Below are 15745 nucleotides of genomic sequence, written 5' to 3'. Positions count from 1 at the left end.
TGATAGAAAATATCGTTTGAACTAACATGTTAAGGCAAATAAAAAGAATCTATTTACGAAAAAGAATTGATATGCTCCCCATTAGGTAGACAGATAAAAAATAAAACTCTGTTTATTAAAGGGGGAGTATTTTTTTATTTTAGGGGATATTTTGTTTTGTTAGCTTGATAGCGATGGGGTACCGCCACATCACCATCAAGCTAAGAAAATACAACTACCCCCAAAACGAAATTTTGTGCTAACTTGTATTAAAAAAGTCCATTTTTTCATTTTTGGGTGTTATAAAACCTTTAAGTTGATGGGTATATGGTGCCACTCCATATAGTATAAGAATGGTCTCATTTTGAGCAAAAGCAATAATGGTTTAACATTAAGGTATGAGACAAAGTTAATAAATAAATCGGAGGATGAAATGTATAAATTATTGATTGTTGAAGATGAAATGAGTATTGCATATACACTAAAAAACCATCTTGAAAAATATGGCTATCATTGCCTCATTGTAGAAGATTTTCAAAAGGTATTAGAAATTTTTCGGGATTTTCAACCCCACCTTGTCATTATGGATATTACCCTTCCTGCCTTTGATGGTTTTTATTGGTCGCGTAAAATAAGACAACTATCGAATTGTCCTATTGTGATTCTCTCTGCTCGTATGAGTGAGGCGGATCAAGTGTATGGCATTGAAAATGGGGCTGATGATTTCATTACTAAACCTTTTTTATTAGGAGTGGTACTTGCAAAAATTAATGGACAAATTCGTCGTATATATGGCGAATATGCAAGAAATGTACAGGAGAAAATTATAAAAATAGGAAATACAGCTTTAAACCTGGACACTGTACGATTATGCACACCTAATCAGGAGGAGCTATTAACGATAAAAGAACTCCAGCTATGTACAATGTTCTTTGAAGCGTTTCCTAATGTTGTAACACGACAGCAACTACTTACCGCAATTTGGGATGAGGAAGAATTTGTTGAGGAAAATACCTTAACAGTAAATATTGCAAGAGTACGAAAGAAATTAGAAGCCATTCATTCTACTTTAGAAATTACAACTATTAGAGGAATTGGCTATCAATTAACGGAGAAATTCACATGAAGTTATTTTTAAAAGACCATATGAGCTTTATTATTTTGTATATCATTACATTTATTAGCTTACCAATTGTGATTCATAGATTAGATGGTTTTGAAAATCATTATACTTATTTTATATTTCTAGCCTTCTCTCTATTGATCGTACTACTTTTTTGTCGTTATTTACGTCGTAAAAAAATGTATACGCATATTGAGAACAAGGCCATCCATACGGACAATTTCATGATTTATCAGCCAATTGCTCCATACGAGAAAGCATACGCAACTCAGTTGCAATATATTCAATCCTTATTTTTATCAAAAGAAGAGGAATATAAGAGTTCTTTACATAATCAGCAATTAATGATTTCTCATGCAGTTCATCAAATGAAGACGCCACTTTCTGTCATTCAGTTGCTTATACAGTCTAATCAGTTTAAGGAACCCAATTCCCTTGCAGAGTGGCAAAAAGTAAAAGTTGAATGTGATAAACTGAACTTCTCTTTAAATCAGTTACTAACGTATAGTCGCTCTACTAAATTATTAGCAGATTTAAAAATAGAACCAATCCAGTTAAAACTTATTGTACAGGAAGTTATTAACGATTTAAGGGATTATTTTATTGAGGAAGAAATCTTTCCTAAAAGCACTATACCGGAGCATATATTGCTTTATTCAGATCGTAAATGGCTAAAGGTTGTGGTTTACCAGTTATTAAGTAACGCAGTTAAATATGGCGAAAAACATTCTGCTATTATGATCCATTATGAAAATGGACAGTTGTTCATTAAAAATAAAGGAGAAACGATACCTGAAAGTGAAATAAAACGTGTTTTTGAATTATTTTACACAGGAACCAAAGGACGTATAAAAGGGGAAGCAACTGGTATCGGTCTTTATTTAGTAAAAAGTATCCTTACTACATTAAATCATCCATACCACCTACATTCTAAAGATAATGAAACAACATTTACAATAGATCTCTCAAGAAGTATAGAAACGGCTACCAAATAAGGTAGCCGTTTTGAATGTGACAATTTTGTCATCTTCCTGTCACATTGAGAGATGTTAAGAAGCAACAAGCATATTTATACTAAAATACTGAAAGATACAAAGGAGTGAAGTACTGATGTCAAACACCATTTTAAATGTAAAAGGGCTTCAAAAGGAATATACAGGAGAAATTACCTACAAAGCGTTAAAGGGTATTGATTTTCATTTAGACAAAAATGAATTCGTTGCAGTAATGGGTCCTTCTGGCAGTGGAAAAACAACGTTCCTTAATTGCATCTCAACAATCGATCGCCCAACTAATGGCTCCGTTACAATTAATTCAAAAAATCCTTATGAATTAAATGACGAGGAACTAGCGAAGTTTCGTCGCACAGAATTAGGATTTGTATTCCAAGACTTTAATCTCGTTCATACTTTAACAGTCGAGGAAAATATTTTATTACCTTTAACACTCGACTCTGTAAAGGCTACAGAAATGAATAAACGTCTAGAGAAAGTTGCAATCTTTTTAGGGATTCAAGGGATTTTAAAAAAGAGAACATTTGAAATTTCAGGAGGACAGAAACAACGTGTGGCAATTGCACGAGCTGTTATTCATGAACCGGGGTTATTATTAGCCGATGAACCAACTGGAAACCTAGATTCTAAAGCGGTAAATGATGTTATGACATTGTTTGAGTCAATTAATAAGACCTTTAACACTGCTATTTTAATGGTGACGCATGATGCTTATGTTGCTAGTTTTGCACATCGTGTAATCTTTATAAAAGACGGTATTCTTTATAATGAAGTTCATCGAGGCAATAATAAAAAGGAGTTTTATCAGGAAATCATGGATACACTTACATTTTTAGGTGGTGGTCAGCGTGAGTTTTAATCATATAGTCCTTCAAAATATTTTGCGCGATAAATGGACCTATATTTCCTATTTTTTAAGCAGTGTATTTTCCATTTTAATATTTTTCTTATTTTCGATTATAGCATTCCATCCAATGGTGGCGACCATTCAAATAGGAAGTACACTTAGCCTTGTAATGATGCTTACGAGCTTTATTGTGTATATTTTTTCATTCGTTTTCATCATTTATTCGATGTTTTCATTCTTGAAAAAGAAAACTAAAAATCTTGGCATTTTTATGATTACTGGAGCATCTATGCAGCAAGTGCGTAAGATGTTGTTCAGAGAAAATATGTTTATTGCTGGTATAGCAATCCTAACAGCGATTGTGCTTGGGCTTGTAATCGCCCCTTTGTTTTTAATGATTACCAAAAAGGTGTTACAAGCGAGTAGCTTTGGTATGTATATACCAGTACAAGCTATCGTATTAACGACTATTTTATTTGCAATTTTATTCTGTATCGTTTCTAAATTTATAACACGTTTTATTAACAAGGAAGAAGCTGTTCTTCTGTTAAAAACAGATGTAACACAGGAAAAGTTAATAACACCTGCACCATGGAAGTTGTTACTATCTGTAATAACGAGTGGATTTTTAGCATTATCACTTATTTTAGAACTGAATTGGATTGAATCACCTGGAATGGTCTATTACCTTTTACTATTTGTCAGTTCCCTATTAGCCATTTATTTTATAATCACGCAGGGAATGTTGCTATCGATTCGTGTATTACAAAAGCAGCCATCATACTACAAAAAAACAAATATGCTTTATGTTTCGAACCTTAAAGCCAAAGGGCGCTCACATGCCCATCTTATCTACTTATTAACTATCTTATTGTTAGGTGTATTTTTATGTACAAACGTACTGTACAGTTCTTATTACAATATAGATAAGAGAGTGGAATCATTAGAACCGTACAGCTTTCAATATATCTCACTTCCAGGAAATAAGCCGGAAAGTGAGCAGGAAGACGTTTCATTCATTGAACATACATTAGCAAAACAAGGTAAATACGAGGCATATTATTCTGCATTTAAAACAGATAAAAATCAGAATATCGGTTTTATGTCGGTTTCAAATTATAATGCATTTAGCATTCATAAAACTCTTTTCTTAAAAGATGATGAGTACTATGTTGTAGCAGGATATCAAAATATTCTTCCAAGTACGGAATTAATTCATGACTATCCGTTTGGAGAACTTCAATATGCAGGAATTGAGAAACAAAATATTTTAATGTCAGGTGTACAAAGGGTATACTACATTGTCCCAGATGCGGTTTATGAAACCATTGATTATCCTATATTCAAAGTATTTTCTTATGAGGTTGAGCATTGGACTGAAAAAAACGAATTAGCTGAAACCATTTTCTCTAAAATTACCCCAATACAGTATGAGCGCCAAATTCATTCGAAAATTAATCTATACAATACAGAGAAGTTCACGGTAAGTCTCTTATTCTTTATCGGTTTTATGATGAGTCTTATCTTTTTGAGCGCAGCAATGAGTATACTTTATTTTTACCTGCAAATGGCAATTGAAGGAGAAAAAGGAAAATATGCAGGAATACGAAAACTTGGCTTTTCTATAAAAGAATTAGCTTCTGTTGTGACCAAGGAGTTAGCGACATTAATTTTTATCCCGTTTGTACTTGCATCTATTCTTCTATGTGGAATTATGTTTGCAATGCGTAACCAGTTTTCATCCGCGCTTTATGGGGTCACAGCAATAGGTGTAGGAATATTTTTATTGCTATTTGTTATAAGTTTTTTCATCATTCGACGAAGTTATTTGAAAAAACTTATGAATTAACAATGCATGATTCTAATAATATAGGTGCTTGATCTAAAAATAACATAGAAATTATACCTGAAATTATACTTTTCAAGGGGTTCTTTTCATGAAAAAGAACCCCTTGGATAAATAAGAGATGCTCTTACTATAGAAACTTTATATAAGTATATGGTTGATGTAAGAAACAATATAGTTTTCCTAGAGGACTAATAGTATTTGAGTAATATATAAAGTGGAGGTTTTATATTTTTATGAGGTTAAATGCTTTTCAATTAAAGTTTTTTGCAATGGTCCTTATGGTCATTGACCATGTATATACTTACATTCCAGGTATGCCAATGTGGATGCATCATCCAGGGCGTATTGTAGCACCCATTTTCTTCTATTTTGTAGTGGAAGGATTTTTCTATACACGAAATCGTAAAAAGTATGCTACGCGTGTGTTTATATGGGCAGCGATTATGTTTGCGGGTTCAGCACTAATTCAGTATATGTTCCCAAGAGAAAGTGGACTCCACAATAATATTTTCTTGTCGCTTGGGTTTGGAATCGTGTTATTATGTGTGATTGATTATATAAAGTGCACAAAGAATTATCTACTAGGAATTCCAGCTATAATTATTGTAGCGTTATTAGGAATGTTTACAGAGGCAAGTATTTTTGGAGTGACAATGACTTTAATTTTCTATTTCTTTAGAGAGAAGAAAATGTGGTTAATTATCACATATGTATTGCTCTCATTATCAGAAGTTCCGACGTTACTTATGATCGGAGAACTCTTTACAGATATGGGTCTATTTGGTTACGGTAATCAATGGATGATGGTATTTGCGTTGCCATTCTTCTTTTTATACAATGGAGAACGTGGTGTAAATAATGCATTCACAAAATATATGTTTTATATTTTCTATCCGGCCCACTTATGGATTATCTATACAATTGGATATTTTTTTGAGTAAATAAGGCCAAACACTTTGCATAATATGCATAGCGTTTGGCTTTTATTCTAGTATTATTATGGGGATAATTAAGAATCTTAGCTTGATGGATATGTGGACATACCATTGAGTGATTCAATTTTGATTTTCTGTATATATCCATCGCTTATTTGTATTTTTTCAATAGCTGTGACATATAAAGTAGGTACATTTTACGTGATGCCAATGGTAACATTTCTTATTTTTCTTATGTTATAGTGTATAATGCAGCATTTTTCTTTTGGGTTGGCATGTATACGATTCTTTCATTTATTGTTTCTTATATCACTATCCTTTTTGTAAAGGGATATAAAGTTGTAGAAAAAGAACGTTAATATCATTTTGGGGAAAAAGAGATTTACGCTGAACGATAAAAACCTCATTTCGCGTTATCATGACGAGAAATGAGGTTTTTATATTGCTATATAAAATGAAAGGAAGAGCCATTCTATTTCACGTATAAATTGGATTGTTGAAACTCCTTAATAATCCTCTCAATAACAGGAGGAAGATTACTCGGTAACTCATTCAGTGAAAAGAAACGTAATTCTTTTGATTCTGTTTGATCACATACAAGCTCACCGTGAAATTCTCGGCAAATATAAACAACGAGTACACCGTGTACTTGATCGCCGTTTGGGTAGATTTGAAAGAAATCTGGTCCTGAATATGTACGGAATAGTTCTGGATTTTTAATAATAAGTCCAGTTTCTTCATATACTTCTCGTTTTAAAGCGTCTTCTAACGTTTCGTTATATTCTAAGGCGCCGCCAATGATGCCCCAGCGGTTGAAGTCTGTACGGAGCTGCAATAATATTTCATTTTTCTCATTTACTATAATAGCGTGTGAACCTATTAAAATTAGTGGATGATTTCCTACTAAATTTCTCATGTCTTCGATATACCCCATAGTTGTTCTCCTTATAGCTAATAATAATTAGGAAGTTCTTTTAACATTCTTTCTGTTTTACGTGCTGTAAAGGCTAAGTTATGGTCATCTTTCGTTCTGAAAAATAATGTGCGTAAAAAGGTTTTAATGTTGGCGCATAAAATACAATATTCATTTAACGAAAGGCGTTTTCTAATTTGGGGAAGCCTTTTTATTTTTTTTTGAATAATAGAAATTAACTCATCTTGCGGGAAGTCATGATACAGCATTGCTAGTAATGGCGTAACAATTCGTTCATCTTCGTTATTATGAAAAAGGTCAGATGGAATGAAGATTTTATTTAATAAGCAATGAATTAATTCTTCATACCATTCAAAGGTCGTATAAGAATTGTGGACAATTTCAGTAAAGGCATCAGATACGTGAGCAAGACAATGAGCCCATCCTTTATTTTCAATATAGCCTCGGAAATCTGTTTCTAAGTTTGTGTATGTAATGAGTTTGTTTTTTATTTCTTCAATATCTTCCTCTGTACAAAAGTAGTGCGAATTAGCGAATTGGAGTATTAACGCAATTAACGAAACAGTGTAAGAACGTGTGAAAACCCCATCTGAATGCAGGGAGTAAATGTCACAATATAAATATTCATCACTTAAACAAGTTTGCAACAGTAATTTCAGTTGATCATCCATAAGGAATTCATGATGAATAAAATGCACAAAACATTTATATATAAGCTGGTAACGAACGTAACTATCAGTCGTTCCGATATACTGAAGCATATGGAGCGTTAATTCATTTATATCTATATGTCGCAGTTGCGTATAGTCATTTTGTTGTATAAGCTCTAACTGTTGTTGCAGCGCTGTAATATCCAATGGAGAACCTCCTCCGCACTTTAAAGATGCGATGTTTTCTAGTATTCTATATATTCAAGGACAATCCTGCTCATGCAAGGAGAACAAGTAGAAATTCAAGTATGACATAGATGAGGGAAGTATATGACGACTATAGAACAGTTAGAAAAACATTTTAAAATAAGAAGAAATGCTTCTTCTATCATGATAAAAGAAAATAATGCAGAGATTTTTACAGAAGAGCAATTAAAGGAAATCATGCAATATTGCGTTGCTGAGGCTGAAGAAGAGGGAATAGAAAACTTACATTTTGAGATTTCTTCGAAAAGCCCCAATTATAATATGTATAAAAAATGTTTTGAAACGTACTCGTTTGAATATGTTACTGAAAACATCATTGTGTTTAAGGATCTATATAAAGTAGAAGATGTAGAAAGTGAAATTGATTTTAAGTTGATTGAAGAAGTAGGAGAAGATGCTTTTTATTCTCTTTGGAGTGAGATGACGGAAGAACAAGTCACTTATGATCAATTTGTAAATATGATGCTACAAGAAATTGGGGAGCAATGGAAAGAACATTGTTTAACAGCGAGTGTAGGTGAAGAGCCGATAGGAATTGTAATCCCGCATATTGAAAAGGGGACGTTAGAAGAAGGAAAACTCATGTATTTTGCCGTCGCTCCAAATATGCGAAATAAAGGGTATGAAACAGCATTCTTTACAGGAGCAATGTTTGTCTTAAAAGAAATAGGAGCATCTTATTATATCGGTGAGACAAATGCACAAAATGAGTGGATGAAGGATGTTTTTGAAGAGAATGGATGTCAGCTGCTTAGTTCAACTGAGAGATATGTGAGAAAGTTTTAGGAGGATGAATGATGTATACTCTCGAACTCGTATAGCGGGAGGGGACTATATATGTTAAAGAAATCCATGTATTCATTCGTGTTATTGTATCCAAATGTATTGTTAGAAGGCTGGAATATTGAAAAAGTTTCAGAACGTTATGAAGGTGAAAAGTGGGGAACTTTTTGGTTTCAGGTTGTTACTCCAACTGGGATGTTTCGAGTAAAGGAATTTTTTCTCGATATAATGGAACCAGTATTTCCGGATAGCTGTATTTCTCAAGCAAAAGGAGATTGTTTTCAATATAAAGGGCTTGTGTATTGGAAAGGTGTAAATTATAAAGGAAAAGAAAGTTACGTTACATCTATATGGAAAACACAAGTTGAAATTTCTGTTGATCATGGATATGTAAACCAAGACGAAATGGAACGATTTCTATTTGAATTACAACCAGTAAATATGGAGCTTGGGAAAACGATATTACATACACCATTTCACTTATTAAGCTTTCAAGCGAAGAGAAGTGAAATGGGTGAGATAGGAAGATGTAGAGAGTGGAATGCTCCAGATGACGTATCCTATGTAAATTTGTTAATTCATGAAAAACTAAATTGGAAACTTGAATCGGTCGGTTTCGGAAATGACGAAACGCAGTATGTATATTGGGACGAAGATAATAAACTATACGCACTTTGGGTTTGTAGACATAAAAACAAAGCGTATTATCCTATTTCTTCATGGACAATGAACTATGGCCCAAAACAAATTATAAACGGGTTAGAGTTTTATTCACACCCTAATCGCGGAACAGTTGTATACGAAGATTTAGGTAATGAACAAATCGCATACGTATTTCGCGGTAATCCATGTACAAATTTTGAACAAGTAAAAGAACTTTTTGCCTGTTTGTAAGATAAAAAGAAAAATGAGAACGACAAAGTAGATATTCGTATAATACAATAGGATAAGATTCGATTATAAGAGAAAGCGTTGGTGAAAGAATGGGGCAGCAAAGACATTGGTTACAAGCAACTGTAGAAAGAAATGAAGATAATACGTTACAAATAAAGTGGGAAAATAATATAGAGGAAGTTTGCATTTATTGGAGTACTTCGCCAGATCATATTGAAGAAAATGGAGAATTACTTGCAACGGTAAATGGAGAATCATCATATACAATTGAAAACCCGAGCGAAAATGAGCGTCCATATTTTAGACTAGTAGGTAGTAATGGACAAGCAGTAACAGTAGCTGAGCGTAGATTGCCATTACAAGGCGCGTTTAACTTCCGTGATATGGGAGGATATGAAACGCTTGAAGGCCGTAAAGTAAAATGGGGCAAATTGTACCGCTCTGAAGAATTAGCAGGATTAACAGAGTGGGATATCGACTATTTACAAAAGTCTGGCTTAAAGTTAATTTGCGATTACCGTACAGACTTTGAAGTGAAGCATAAGCCAAACCCTGAGATTACAGGAGCTCGTCAAGTGTGCTTACCAGTTATGCAAGACTTAGCAAAAGACTTAAATATAAATGAGTTTTTCCAAGTTGGTGACCTTTCTATGTTAGGGAAACCAGGTGAATACCTTGTGAAAATGAATCAAGATTTCGTAAGTGGTAATGAAGCATTTGTGAGCTTCTTAAACTTAGCGCAAAACCCGGAAAACTTACCGTTAGTAAACCATTGTACAGCTGGAAAAGACCGTACTGGATTTGGATCAGCATTATTATTACTTTTACTAGGTGTACCAGAGAAAACAGTAATGGAAGATTATTTACTAAGTAACGGTTTCCGTGAAAAGTTAAACGAGAAAATGATGGCCTTTTTAGGTGCAAAACTACAAAACGATGAGAGTAGAGCGATATTAGGTGCGATGTTCGAAGCACGCGCTGAGTATTTACAAGCTGCGATTGATGAATTAAAAAAGCAATACGGTTCAGTTGAAGCGTATGCTGAAAAAGTACTTGGCTTTACGAAAGAGTCGTTAGAGGAAATGAAAGAGTTATTGTTAGAGGATAAATAAGAAGTGAGGAGGCTTATTGGATTAGCCTCCTTTTACTATTGTTGTTATAATTAGGCTATGAGAATATAGGAATTGAGGAGAACATCATGAAATACAAAGTTATATTATTCGACGTAGACGATACATTATTAGATTTTCCTGAAACGGAAAAACACGCATTACATAATGCGTTTGTACAGTTCGGTATGCCTACAGGGTATACTGATTATCTTGCAAGTTATAAAGAGATTAGTAATGGATTATGGAGAGATTTAGAAAATAAAATGATTACGTTAAGTGAATTAGCGGTAGATCGATTTAGACAATTATTTGCCCTTCATAATATAGAAGTAGATGCGCAGCAATTTAGCGATGCATACCTTGAAAACTTAGGGAAAGAAGTACATCTTATAGAAGGTGCAGTGCAATTATGTGAGAATCTACAAGATTGCAAGTTAGGTATTATTACGAATGGATATACGAAAGTGCAACAATCTAGAATCGGAAATTCGCCTTTATGTAATTTCTTTGATCATATTATTATTTCAGAAGAGGTTGGTCATCAAAAACCAGCACGTGAGATTTTTGATTATGCATTTGAAAAGTTTGGGATTACGGATAAATCAAGTGTACTAATGGTTGGAGATTCGCTCACTTCTGATATGAGAGGCGGAGAAGATTACGGCATTGATACGTGTTGGTATAATCCGAGTTTGAAAGAGAATAAGGCAAGTGTTAAGCCAACTTATGAAGTGGAGAGCCTGCTGCAAATTTTAGAACTTGTAGAAGTGGCGGAAGAAAAGGTAGCTTCATTTTAATCGTGTCGATATTTGTTGATAAGTCGATATTCTTTGTCGAATCGTCGATATATCGAAAAAATCGTTGATATATTTTGAATTGCTGCGGTCAATTTAGGAAAGAGCTGTGTAACAACTAGAGGTGAATAAAGAATGTTAAAGTTTTTATTTGAGTTAGACAAGAATATCCCACAGAAAGATGAGCCGCGGTATGATGCTTATTCAAAGGGCTTTATCGAAGGGGATGTAACGATTCACGCGAGTAACAGCGTATTTTTTCAAAAGTCATGTGTGAAGGTCGCAGAGCTCGGCATTTATTTAGGACAGTGGATGGAGCAAGTGCAACATGGGCAGAATGTACATATGAATTATGAAACGCCTGACCGTGAAGAGATCATTCTTAGTTTCTCTTATGAAGAGGACAATCAGTGGAGAGTTTCTTCCAGTTGGCAACAATTTGAGCTTCAGGAGAGTATCTCTACTACAACATTAGTGGAGAGTGTTCAACGCTATTTATATGAGTTAAATAAAGAACTGCGCGCAATAGAATATCCTGTGACGTTTGATCAGTACTTAAGAGGAGAGCAAATGATGCAGCTTTCTTACAAACGACTGTGTGATAGTAAAGCAGATACGACGTCAATAGAGGTTTATAATGAAAGCGAAAGAGTAGGCGCAGTACGGGGCTATTATAAAAATACGTTGATGAAAGTGCTAGACTTTATTCCGAAAGTCGGTAGTAATATCATTTATGAAATAAAGGATAGTAAGGACAATGTTCGCGTTATTGCAAAGGATGTAAGTAGGCAGCGCCAAAGAAGGATTTTAGTAACGTACAATGATAATCATGATGCAGAGCATGAAATACTTGTATGTGACGGAAAGTTATTGGATGCAAATTTCTTATTTACCTTTACGTATAAGAGAGAAGAATATGTTGTTCATAAAACTACTTTTGGGATGGGAAAGTTATTAAAAAAGGGCTATGTAATTGCAGATTGGAATATTCGTCTTGAGGAAGATATGTATCACATCGAGATGAATGTATACGATGAAGATTATATAGAAGACCAATATTTACTGTTGGGCGTATTTCATGCGGTTTTGTATGGGTGATAGTTGTATAAATGAAAAATACCGGCATTCTTTGTGAAAAGAATGCCGGTATTTCTTATTCATCCTCAAAAATAAAAACTTCATCAATCGTACTTTGAAGTGCCTTCGCTATATCGTGAGCAAGCTGCAAGGAAGGGTTGTATTTTCCTTTTTCAAGGTGGCTAATTGTTTCACGACGTACACCAACGCTCTTTGCTAAATTTTCTTGTGTCATGTTCAATTTAGCGCGATATTCTTTTATTTTCGTTACGAACGCCATGGTGCATCTTCCATTTCGTCAACAGGTTTATCGTAAAAGAACATAGAGAACCCGAACGTAAGAATGAGTGTGCTGAAAATAAGGGCGATATCAATCTCTTGTAGTAATGGGTTTGGAAATAACATTTCAATAAACAAAATGATAGCAGTAGTTAGTAATGTAACGATAAAAGCATTACGGCACGATTTATTGACGATTTGTTCAAACAGTTCATCGTGTTGAACCGTTCTATACGTTGTGAAAAAGGAGAAGAAACAAAACATAGTAAACAATCCTTTTTCATAAAAAAAGCCGAGGAAACCGAAGAAACCGAGAAACCCTAAATATTTAATCCAAGTTGTTTTCACGATAGATTCTCCTTTCAATGTTAGAAATAATTCATATTATGTTATAAATATATCACATACGAAAATGTATAGTAATAATAGTTTTCCAATTCTTTTCATAATAATAGTAAAAAGAGGAAATATACTGCGAAACAAAGAGGATAATATTGTAAAATGGTTGTAAGGAGGGGGAGGAAGGCATGTTAACTTGGATCATGATCGTTGTATTACTTGTAGTCATTACTGTAGTGGCAACGGTGTTAATTGGGCGAAATGGTGATGCAAATTATAGTAAAGCGACAAAGGGGAATATTAGAAGGCTTACGATGATTTATATTATACTAGCTGTCGTTTTAATCGTTGGATTAGGTTTGTATATTTATTTTAAAGGTTAAAAAACTGAAAAAATATAAAAATCTAAAAATAGAAGTATGCTATAATGTTAATATAGTTATTTGGTAATTAAGGAAAGGATTGGATGGAATGATTGAGATTACGAATGTGTCAAAAAGTTATAATGGGTCTACCTATGCGGTAAAAGATTTAAGTTTATCTGTGCCTAGCGGAGAAATCTTTGGATTTTTAGGACCGAATGGTGCGGGTAAATCAACGACAATTAAGATGATTACTGGTATTCACGGGGTGGACAAAGGGACGATTACGATTAATGGTATAGATATTATGAAAAATCCGATGGAGGCGAAAAGGACGTTTGGCTATGTTCCAGATAGTCCAGATATGTTTTTACGATTAAAGGGAATTGAATATTTGAACTTTATGGCAGATATGTATGAAGTGCCGAAAGAAGTACGCCAAGAACGAATCGAGACTTTAGCGAAGAAATTTGATCTTTACAATGCTTTATCGGATCAAATTCAAAGTTACTCGCACGGTATGAGACAAAAAATCGTTATTATTGGTGTGCTCGTGCATGAGCCAGATGTATGGATTTTAGATGAACCGTTAACTGGGCTTGATCCGAAATCTGCATATATTTTAAAAGAAATGATGAGAGAACATGCGGATAAAGGAAAGATTGTATTCTTCTCTACACACGTATTAGAAGTGGCAGAAAAATTATGTGACCGCGTCGCGATTATTAATAAGGGGAATTTGCAGTTCAAAGGGAATTTAGATGAAATGAGAGATCATTTTAAATCCAACGAATCACTTGAAAAAATGTTCTTGGAGATGACGGGCAATGAGTAAAATTTGGACGTTAACGAAAGTATTATTGAAATTAAATTATGCAGATTTTTTAACAGATAAGAAGAAACGAGCGGCGTACGTATTTTCATTTATAGCTATTTTATTTGTCGGCTTTTTACTGTTTGGTTCTATCACGCATGCAATGTATGAGGGAATGATACATTTAGGGCAAGATCCAGGAATGATTATCGCAATGGGACTTGCGATTGCGAGTATATGGGTATTTTTAATGAGTATTACGAACATTTTAACTGTATTTTACTACAGCAATGACATTGAAATGTTATTACCATTACCATTAAAACCAGCGCAAATTATTTCGGCAAAATTTTTAACAGTATTAATTACACAATACGTAATGAGTTCATTCATTTTACTACCAATCTTCATTACGTACGGTTTAAAAAGTGGCGCATTTATTACATATTACATATACATGATTTTTATTTACATACTCTTCCCGATTGTGCCGTTAGTATTAGCTTCATTACTCATGACAGTTATTATGAGGTATACAAATATAGGGAAAAATAAAGACCGAGGAAATATATTTATTGGAATCGTAAGTATACTATTTATTGTAGGAATTAATGTGTTTTTACAGTGGAAAAATAAAAGTTCGTTTTCTGAAGATGCAATTGCGGATTACCTTGCAAATAACCAGTCTTCTCTTTTAGTACAAATGACAAACTATTTTCCAACTACATATTTTGGAGCAGTAGCATTAGTAGAAAATGCAAATTGGAAGGGTCCTTTATATGTAATAATCTTTGCACTTATTTCATTTGTATTTTTTGTGTTGTTTTATTACATTGCAGAGCGTACATATTTAAAAGGGGTTATTGGACTTTCAACGAGTACAGCAAAAAAAGAGGTCATTTCAGCAGAAGGCTTACAGAAATCTACGGTACAAAGTTCACATTTGAAAGCATATGTGAAAAAAGAATTTAAAACGTTATTCCGTACACCACAATTTTTCTTAAATTGTATCGTACAAACTTTCGTTATGCCGATTATGTTGTTCTTCATTTTATTCGTGCAAGATGGGAATTTAAAATGGATCACGGGATATATTGATAATCCAAAATCAGCAGGACTTGCAATTGGCGTTGGTCTTTGTGCATCGCTATTTTTAATGGGAAGTAACGTCATCGCAACAACTTCATTCTCACGTGATGGAAGCTCTTGGTTTGTAAATCGATATTTACCTGTAAAAGCTTCGGATATCTTTTTTGCAAAGGCAATCACGGCTTGGTTAATTAATGTAATTATTTTAGCAGTGTTCGGTATTACGATGGCAGTTGTAGCGGGAATTTCTCCAGTATTTATGGTTCTTTGGTTCTTATTAAGTGCGAACGGTTTATTACTAATTAATTTAATCGGCACACGCTGGGATGCACAAACTGCAGATATACATTGGGATACAGAGCAGAAATTATTTAAGAGCCGCTATACAACTTTGTGGAATTTTTTAGCTAATATTTTAATAGCTTTAGTTATTGTAGCGGGAGTAAGTCTATTATACTTCTTCCTTCATGTCGGACTGTGGGTTATGTTTATCGTTTTATTTGTAATGTTTACGATTGTAAATTATATCTTTATTAAAATTTTAAAATTAGGTGCAGAACGTATATTGTCAAATATTGAATAAAAAGATAGATCCTCTGTATTCG

The 15745-nt window shown here is 33.8% G+C and carries 17 protein-coding genes and 1 pseudogene; 14 read left to right on the top strand and 4 right to left on the bottom strand.

Going from position 1 to position 15745, the window contains the following annotated elements; all coding sequences use genetic code 11:
* The first annotated feature begins 412 nt into the window (after positions 1 to 412).
* The 6 genes and pseudogenes from MR083_RS07055 (at position 413) to MR083_RS07030 (ending at position 6105) form a co-directional block, all read left to right on the top strand.
* Positions 413 to 1105: a response regulator transcription factor gene (locus MR083_RS07055; protein WP_242268805.1), complete on the top strand. Its 693-nt coding sequence runs from the start codon at positions 413 to 415 to the stop codon at positions 1103 to 1105.
* A complete protein-coding gene (locus MR083_RS07050) occupies positions 1102 to 2097 on the top strand; it encodes a sensor histidine kinase (RefSeq protein WP_242268804.1) in 996 nt (331 codons plus the stop codon). The genes MR083_RS07055 and MR083_RS07050 overlap by 4 nt, the downstream gene beginning before the upstream one ends.
* A gap of 115 nt (positions 2098 to 2212) precedes the next feature.
* Positions 2213 to 2974 carry an ABC transporter ATP-binding protein gene (locus tag MR083_RS07045; RefSeq protein WP_088328093.1) on the top strand — a complete coding sequence of 254 codons (762 nt, stop codon included), beginning with the start codon at positions 2213 to 2215 and terminating at the stop codon, positions 2972 to 2974.
* On the top strand, positions 2964 to 4811 hold the full coding sequence (locus tag MR083_RS07040) for an FtsX-like permease family protein (protein WP_242268803.1): 1848 nt from the start codon (positions 2964 to 2966) through the stop codon (positions 4809 to 4811). The genes MR083_RS07045 and MR083_RS07040 overlap by 11 nt, the downstream gene beginning before the upstream one ends.
* A 233-nt stretch (positions 4812 to 5044) precedes the next feature.
* Entirely contained in the window at positions 5045 to 5752 is a 708-nt protein-coding gene (locus tag MR083_RS07035; RefSeq protein ID WP_242268801.1) for a TraX family protein, read from the top strand.
* 105 nt (positions 5753 to 5857) lie between these two features.
* Positions 5858 to 6105: pseudogene (locus MR083_RS07030) on the top strand (YbeF family protein).
* Positions 6106 to 6218: 113 nt separating this feature from the next.
* On the opposite strand, the gene MR083_RS07025 reads toward MR083_RS07030, so the two are convergent.
* Together MR083_RS07025 and MR083_RS07020 are read right to left on the bottom strand one after the other, a co-directional pair.
* The gene (locus tag MR083_RS07025) at positions 6219 to 6680 is read right to left on the bottom strand and encodes an NUDIX hydrolase (RefSeq protein WP_242268799.1); all 462 of its coding nucleotides are present in this window, start codon (positions 6678 to 6680) and stop codon (positions 6219 to 6221) included.
* A 17-nt stretch (positions 6681 to 6697) separates the two neighbouring features.
* Positions 6698 to 7537, bottom strand: a complete 840-nt coding sequence (locus MR083_RS07020) for a DUF2785 domain-containing protein (protein ID WP_242268797.1) — start codon at positions 7535 to 7537, stop codon at positions 6698 to 6700.
* Positions 7538 to 7660: 123 nt separating this feature from the next.
* Here MR083_RS07020 and MR083_RS07015 point away from each other — a divergent pair, with 123 nt between their 5' ends.
* The 5 genes from MR083_RS07015 (at position 7661) to MR083_RS06995 (ending at position 12278) form a co-directional block, all read left to right on the top strand.
* Positions 7661 to 8383, top strand: a complete 723-nt coding sequence (locus MR083_RS07015) for a GNAT family N-acetyltransferase (protein ID WP_242268796.1) — start codon at positions 7661 to 7663, stop codon at positions 8381 to 8383.
* 51 nt (positions 8384 to 8434) lie between these two features.
* Positions 8435 to 9274 carry a hypothetical protein gene (locus MR083_RS07010; RefSeq protein WP_242268794.1) on the top strand — a complete coding sequence of 280 codons (840 nt, stop codon included), beginning with the start codon at positions 8435 to 8437 and terminating at the stop codon, positions 9272 to 9274.
* Between the two features lie 89 nt (positions 9275 to 9363).
* Complete coding sequence (locus tag MR083_RS07005; RefSeq protein WP_242268793.1) at positions 9364 to 10386, top strand: tyrosine-protein phosphatase; 1023 nt, start codon at positions 9364 to 9366, stop codon at positions 10384 to 10386.
* Positions 10387 to 10472: 86 nt separating this feature from the next.
* A complete protein-coding gene (locus MR083_RS07000) occupies positions 10473 to 11183 on the top strand; it encodes a YjjG family noncanonical pyrimidine nucleotidase (RefSeq protein ID WP_242268791.1) in 711 nt (236 codons plus the stop codon).
* A 132-nt stretch (positions 11184 to 11315) separates the two neighbouring features.
* Positions 11316 to 12278: a tubby C-terminal domain-like protein gene (locus MR083_RS06995; protein WP_242268789.1), complete on the top strand. Its 963-nt coding sequence runs from the start codon at positions 11316 to 11318 to the stop codon at positions 12276 to 12278.
* A 55-nt stretch (positions 12279 to 12333) separates the two neighbouring features.
* Here the strand turns inward: MR083_RS06995 and MR083_RS06990 are convergent, their stop codons facing one another.
* Both MR083_RS06990 and MR083_RS06985 read right to left on the bottom strand, forming a co-directional pair.
* The gene (locus MR083_RS06990) at positions 12334 to 12537 is read right to left on the bottom strand and encodes a helix-turn-helix transcriptional regulator (protein ID WP_242268787.1); all 204 of its coding nucleotides are present in this window, start codon (positions 12535 to 12537) and stop codon (positions 12334 to 12336) included.
* Positions 12525 to 12884 carry a DUF3796 domain-containing protein gene (locus MR083_RS06985; protein WP_242268785.1) on the bottom strand — a complete coding sequence of 120 codons (360 nt, stop codon included), beginning with the start codon at positions 12882 to 12884 and terminating at the stop codon, positions 12525 to 12527. The genes MR083_RS06990 and MR083_RS06985 overlap by 13 nt, the downstream gene beginning before the upstream one ends.
* A 179-nt stretch (positions 12885 to 13063) precedes the next feature.
* On the opposite strand from MR083_RS06985, the gene MR083_RS06980 reads away from it, so the two are divergent.
* From MR083_RS06980 to MR083_RS06970, 3 genes are all read left to right on the top strand, one after another.
* Positions 13064 to 13258, top strand: a complete 195-nt coding sequence (locus MR083_RS06980; protein WP_000958869.1) for a hypothetical protein — start codon at positions 13064 to 13066, stop codon at positions 13256 to 13258.
* An 88-nt stretch (positions 13259 to 13346) separates the two neighbouring features.
* Positions 13347 to 14072 carry an ABC transporter ATP-binding protein gene (locus MR083_RS06975; RefSeq protein ID WP_000570196.1) on the top strand — a complete coding sequence of 242 codons (726 nt, stop codon included), beginning with the start codon at positions 13347 to 13349 and terminating at the stop codon, positions 14070 to 14072.
* The gene (locus MR083_RS06970) at positions 14065 to 15723 is read left to right on the top strand and encodes a putative ABC transporter permease subunit (protein ID WP_242268783.1); all 1659 of its coding nucleotides are present in this window, start codon (positions 14065 to 14067) and stop codon (positions 15721 to 15723) included. Before MR083_RS06975 ends, MR083_RS06970 begins: the two co-directional genes overlap by 8 nt.
* Positions 15724 to 15745 lie beyond the last annotated feature (22 nt).

Origin of the sequence: Bacillus cereus group sp. BfR-BA-01408 (assembly GCF_022663305.1) — a bacterium.
Lineage (GTDB): Bacteria > Bacillota > Bacilli > Bacillales > Bacillaceae_G > Bacillus_A > Bacillus_A pacificus.
This window is presented reverse-complemented; position numbering and strand designations above follow the sequence as displayed.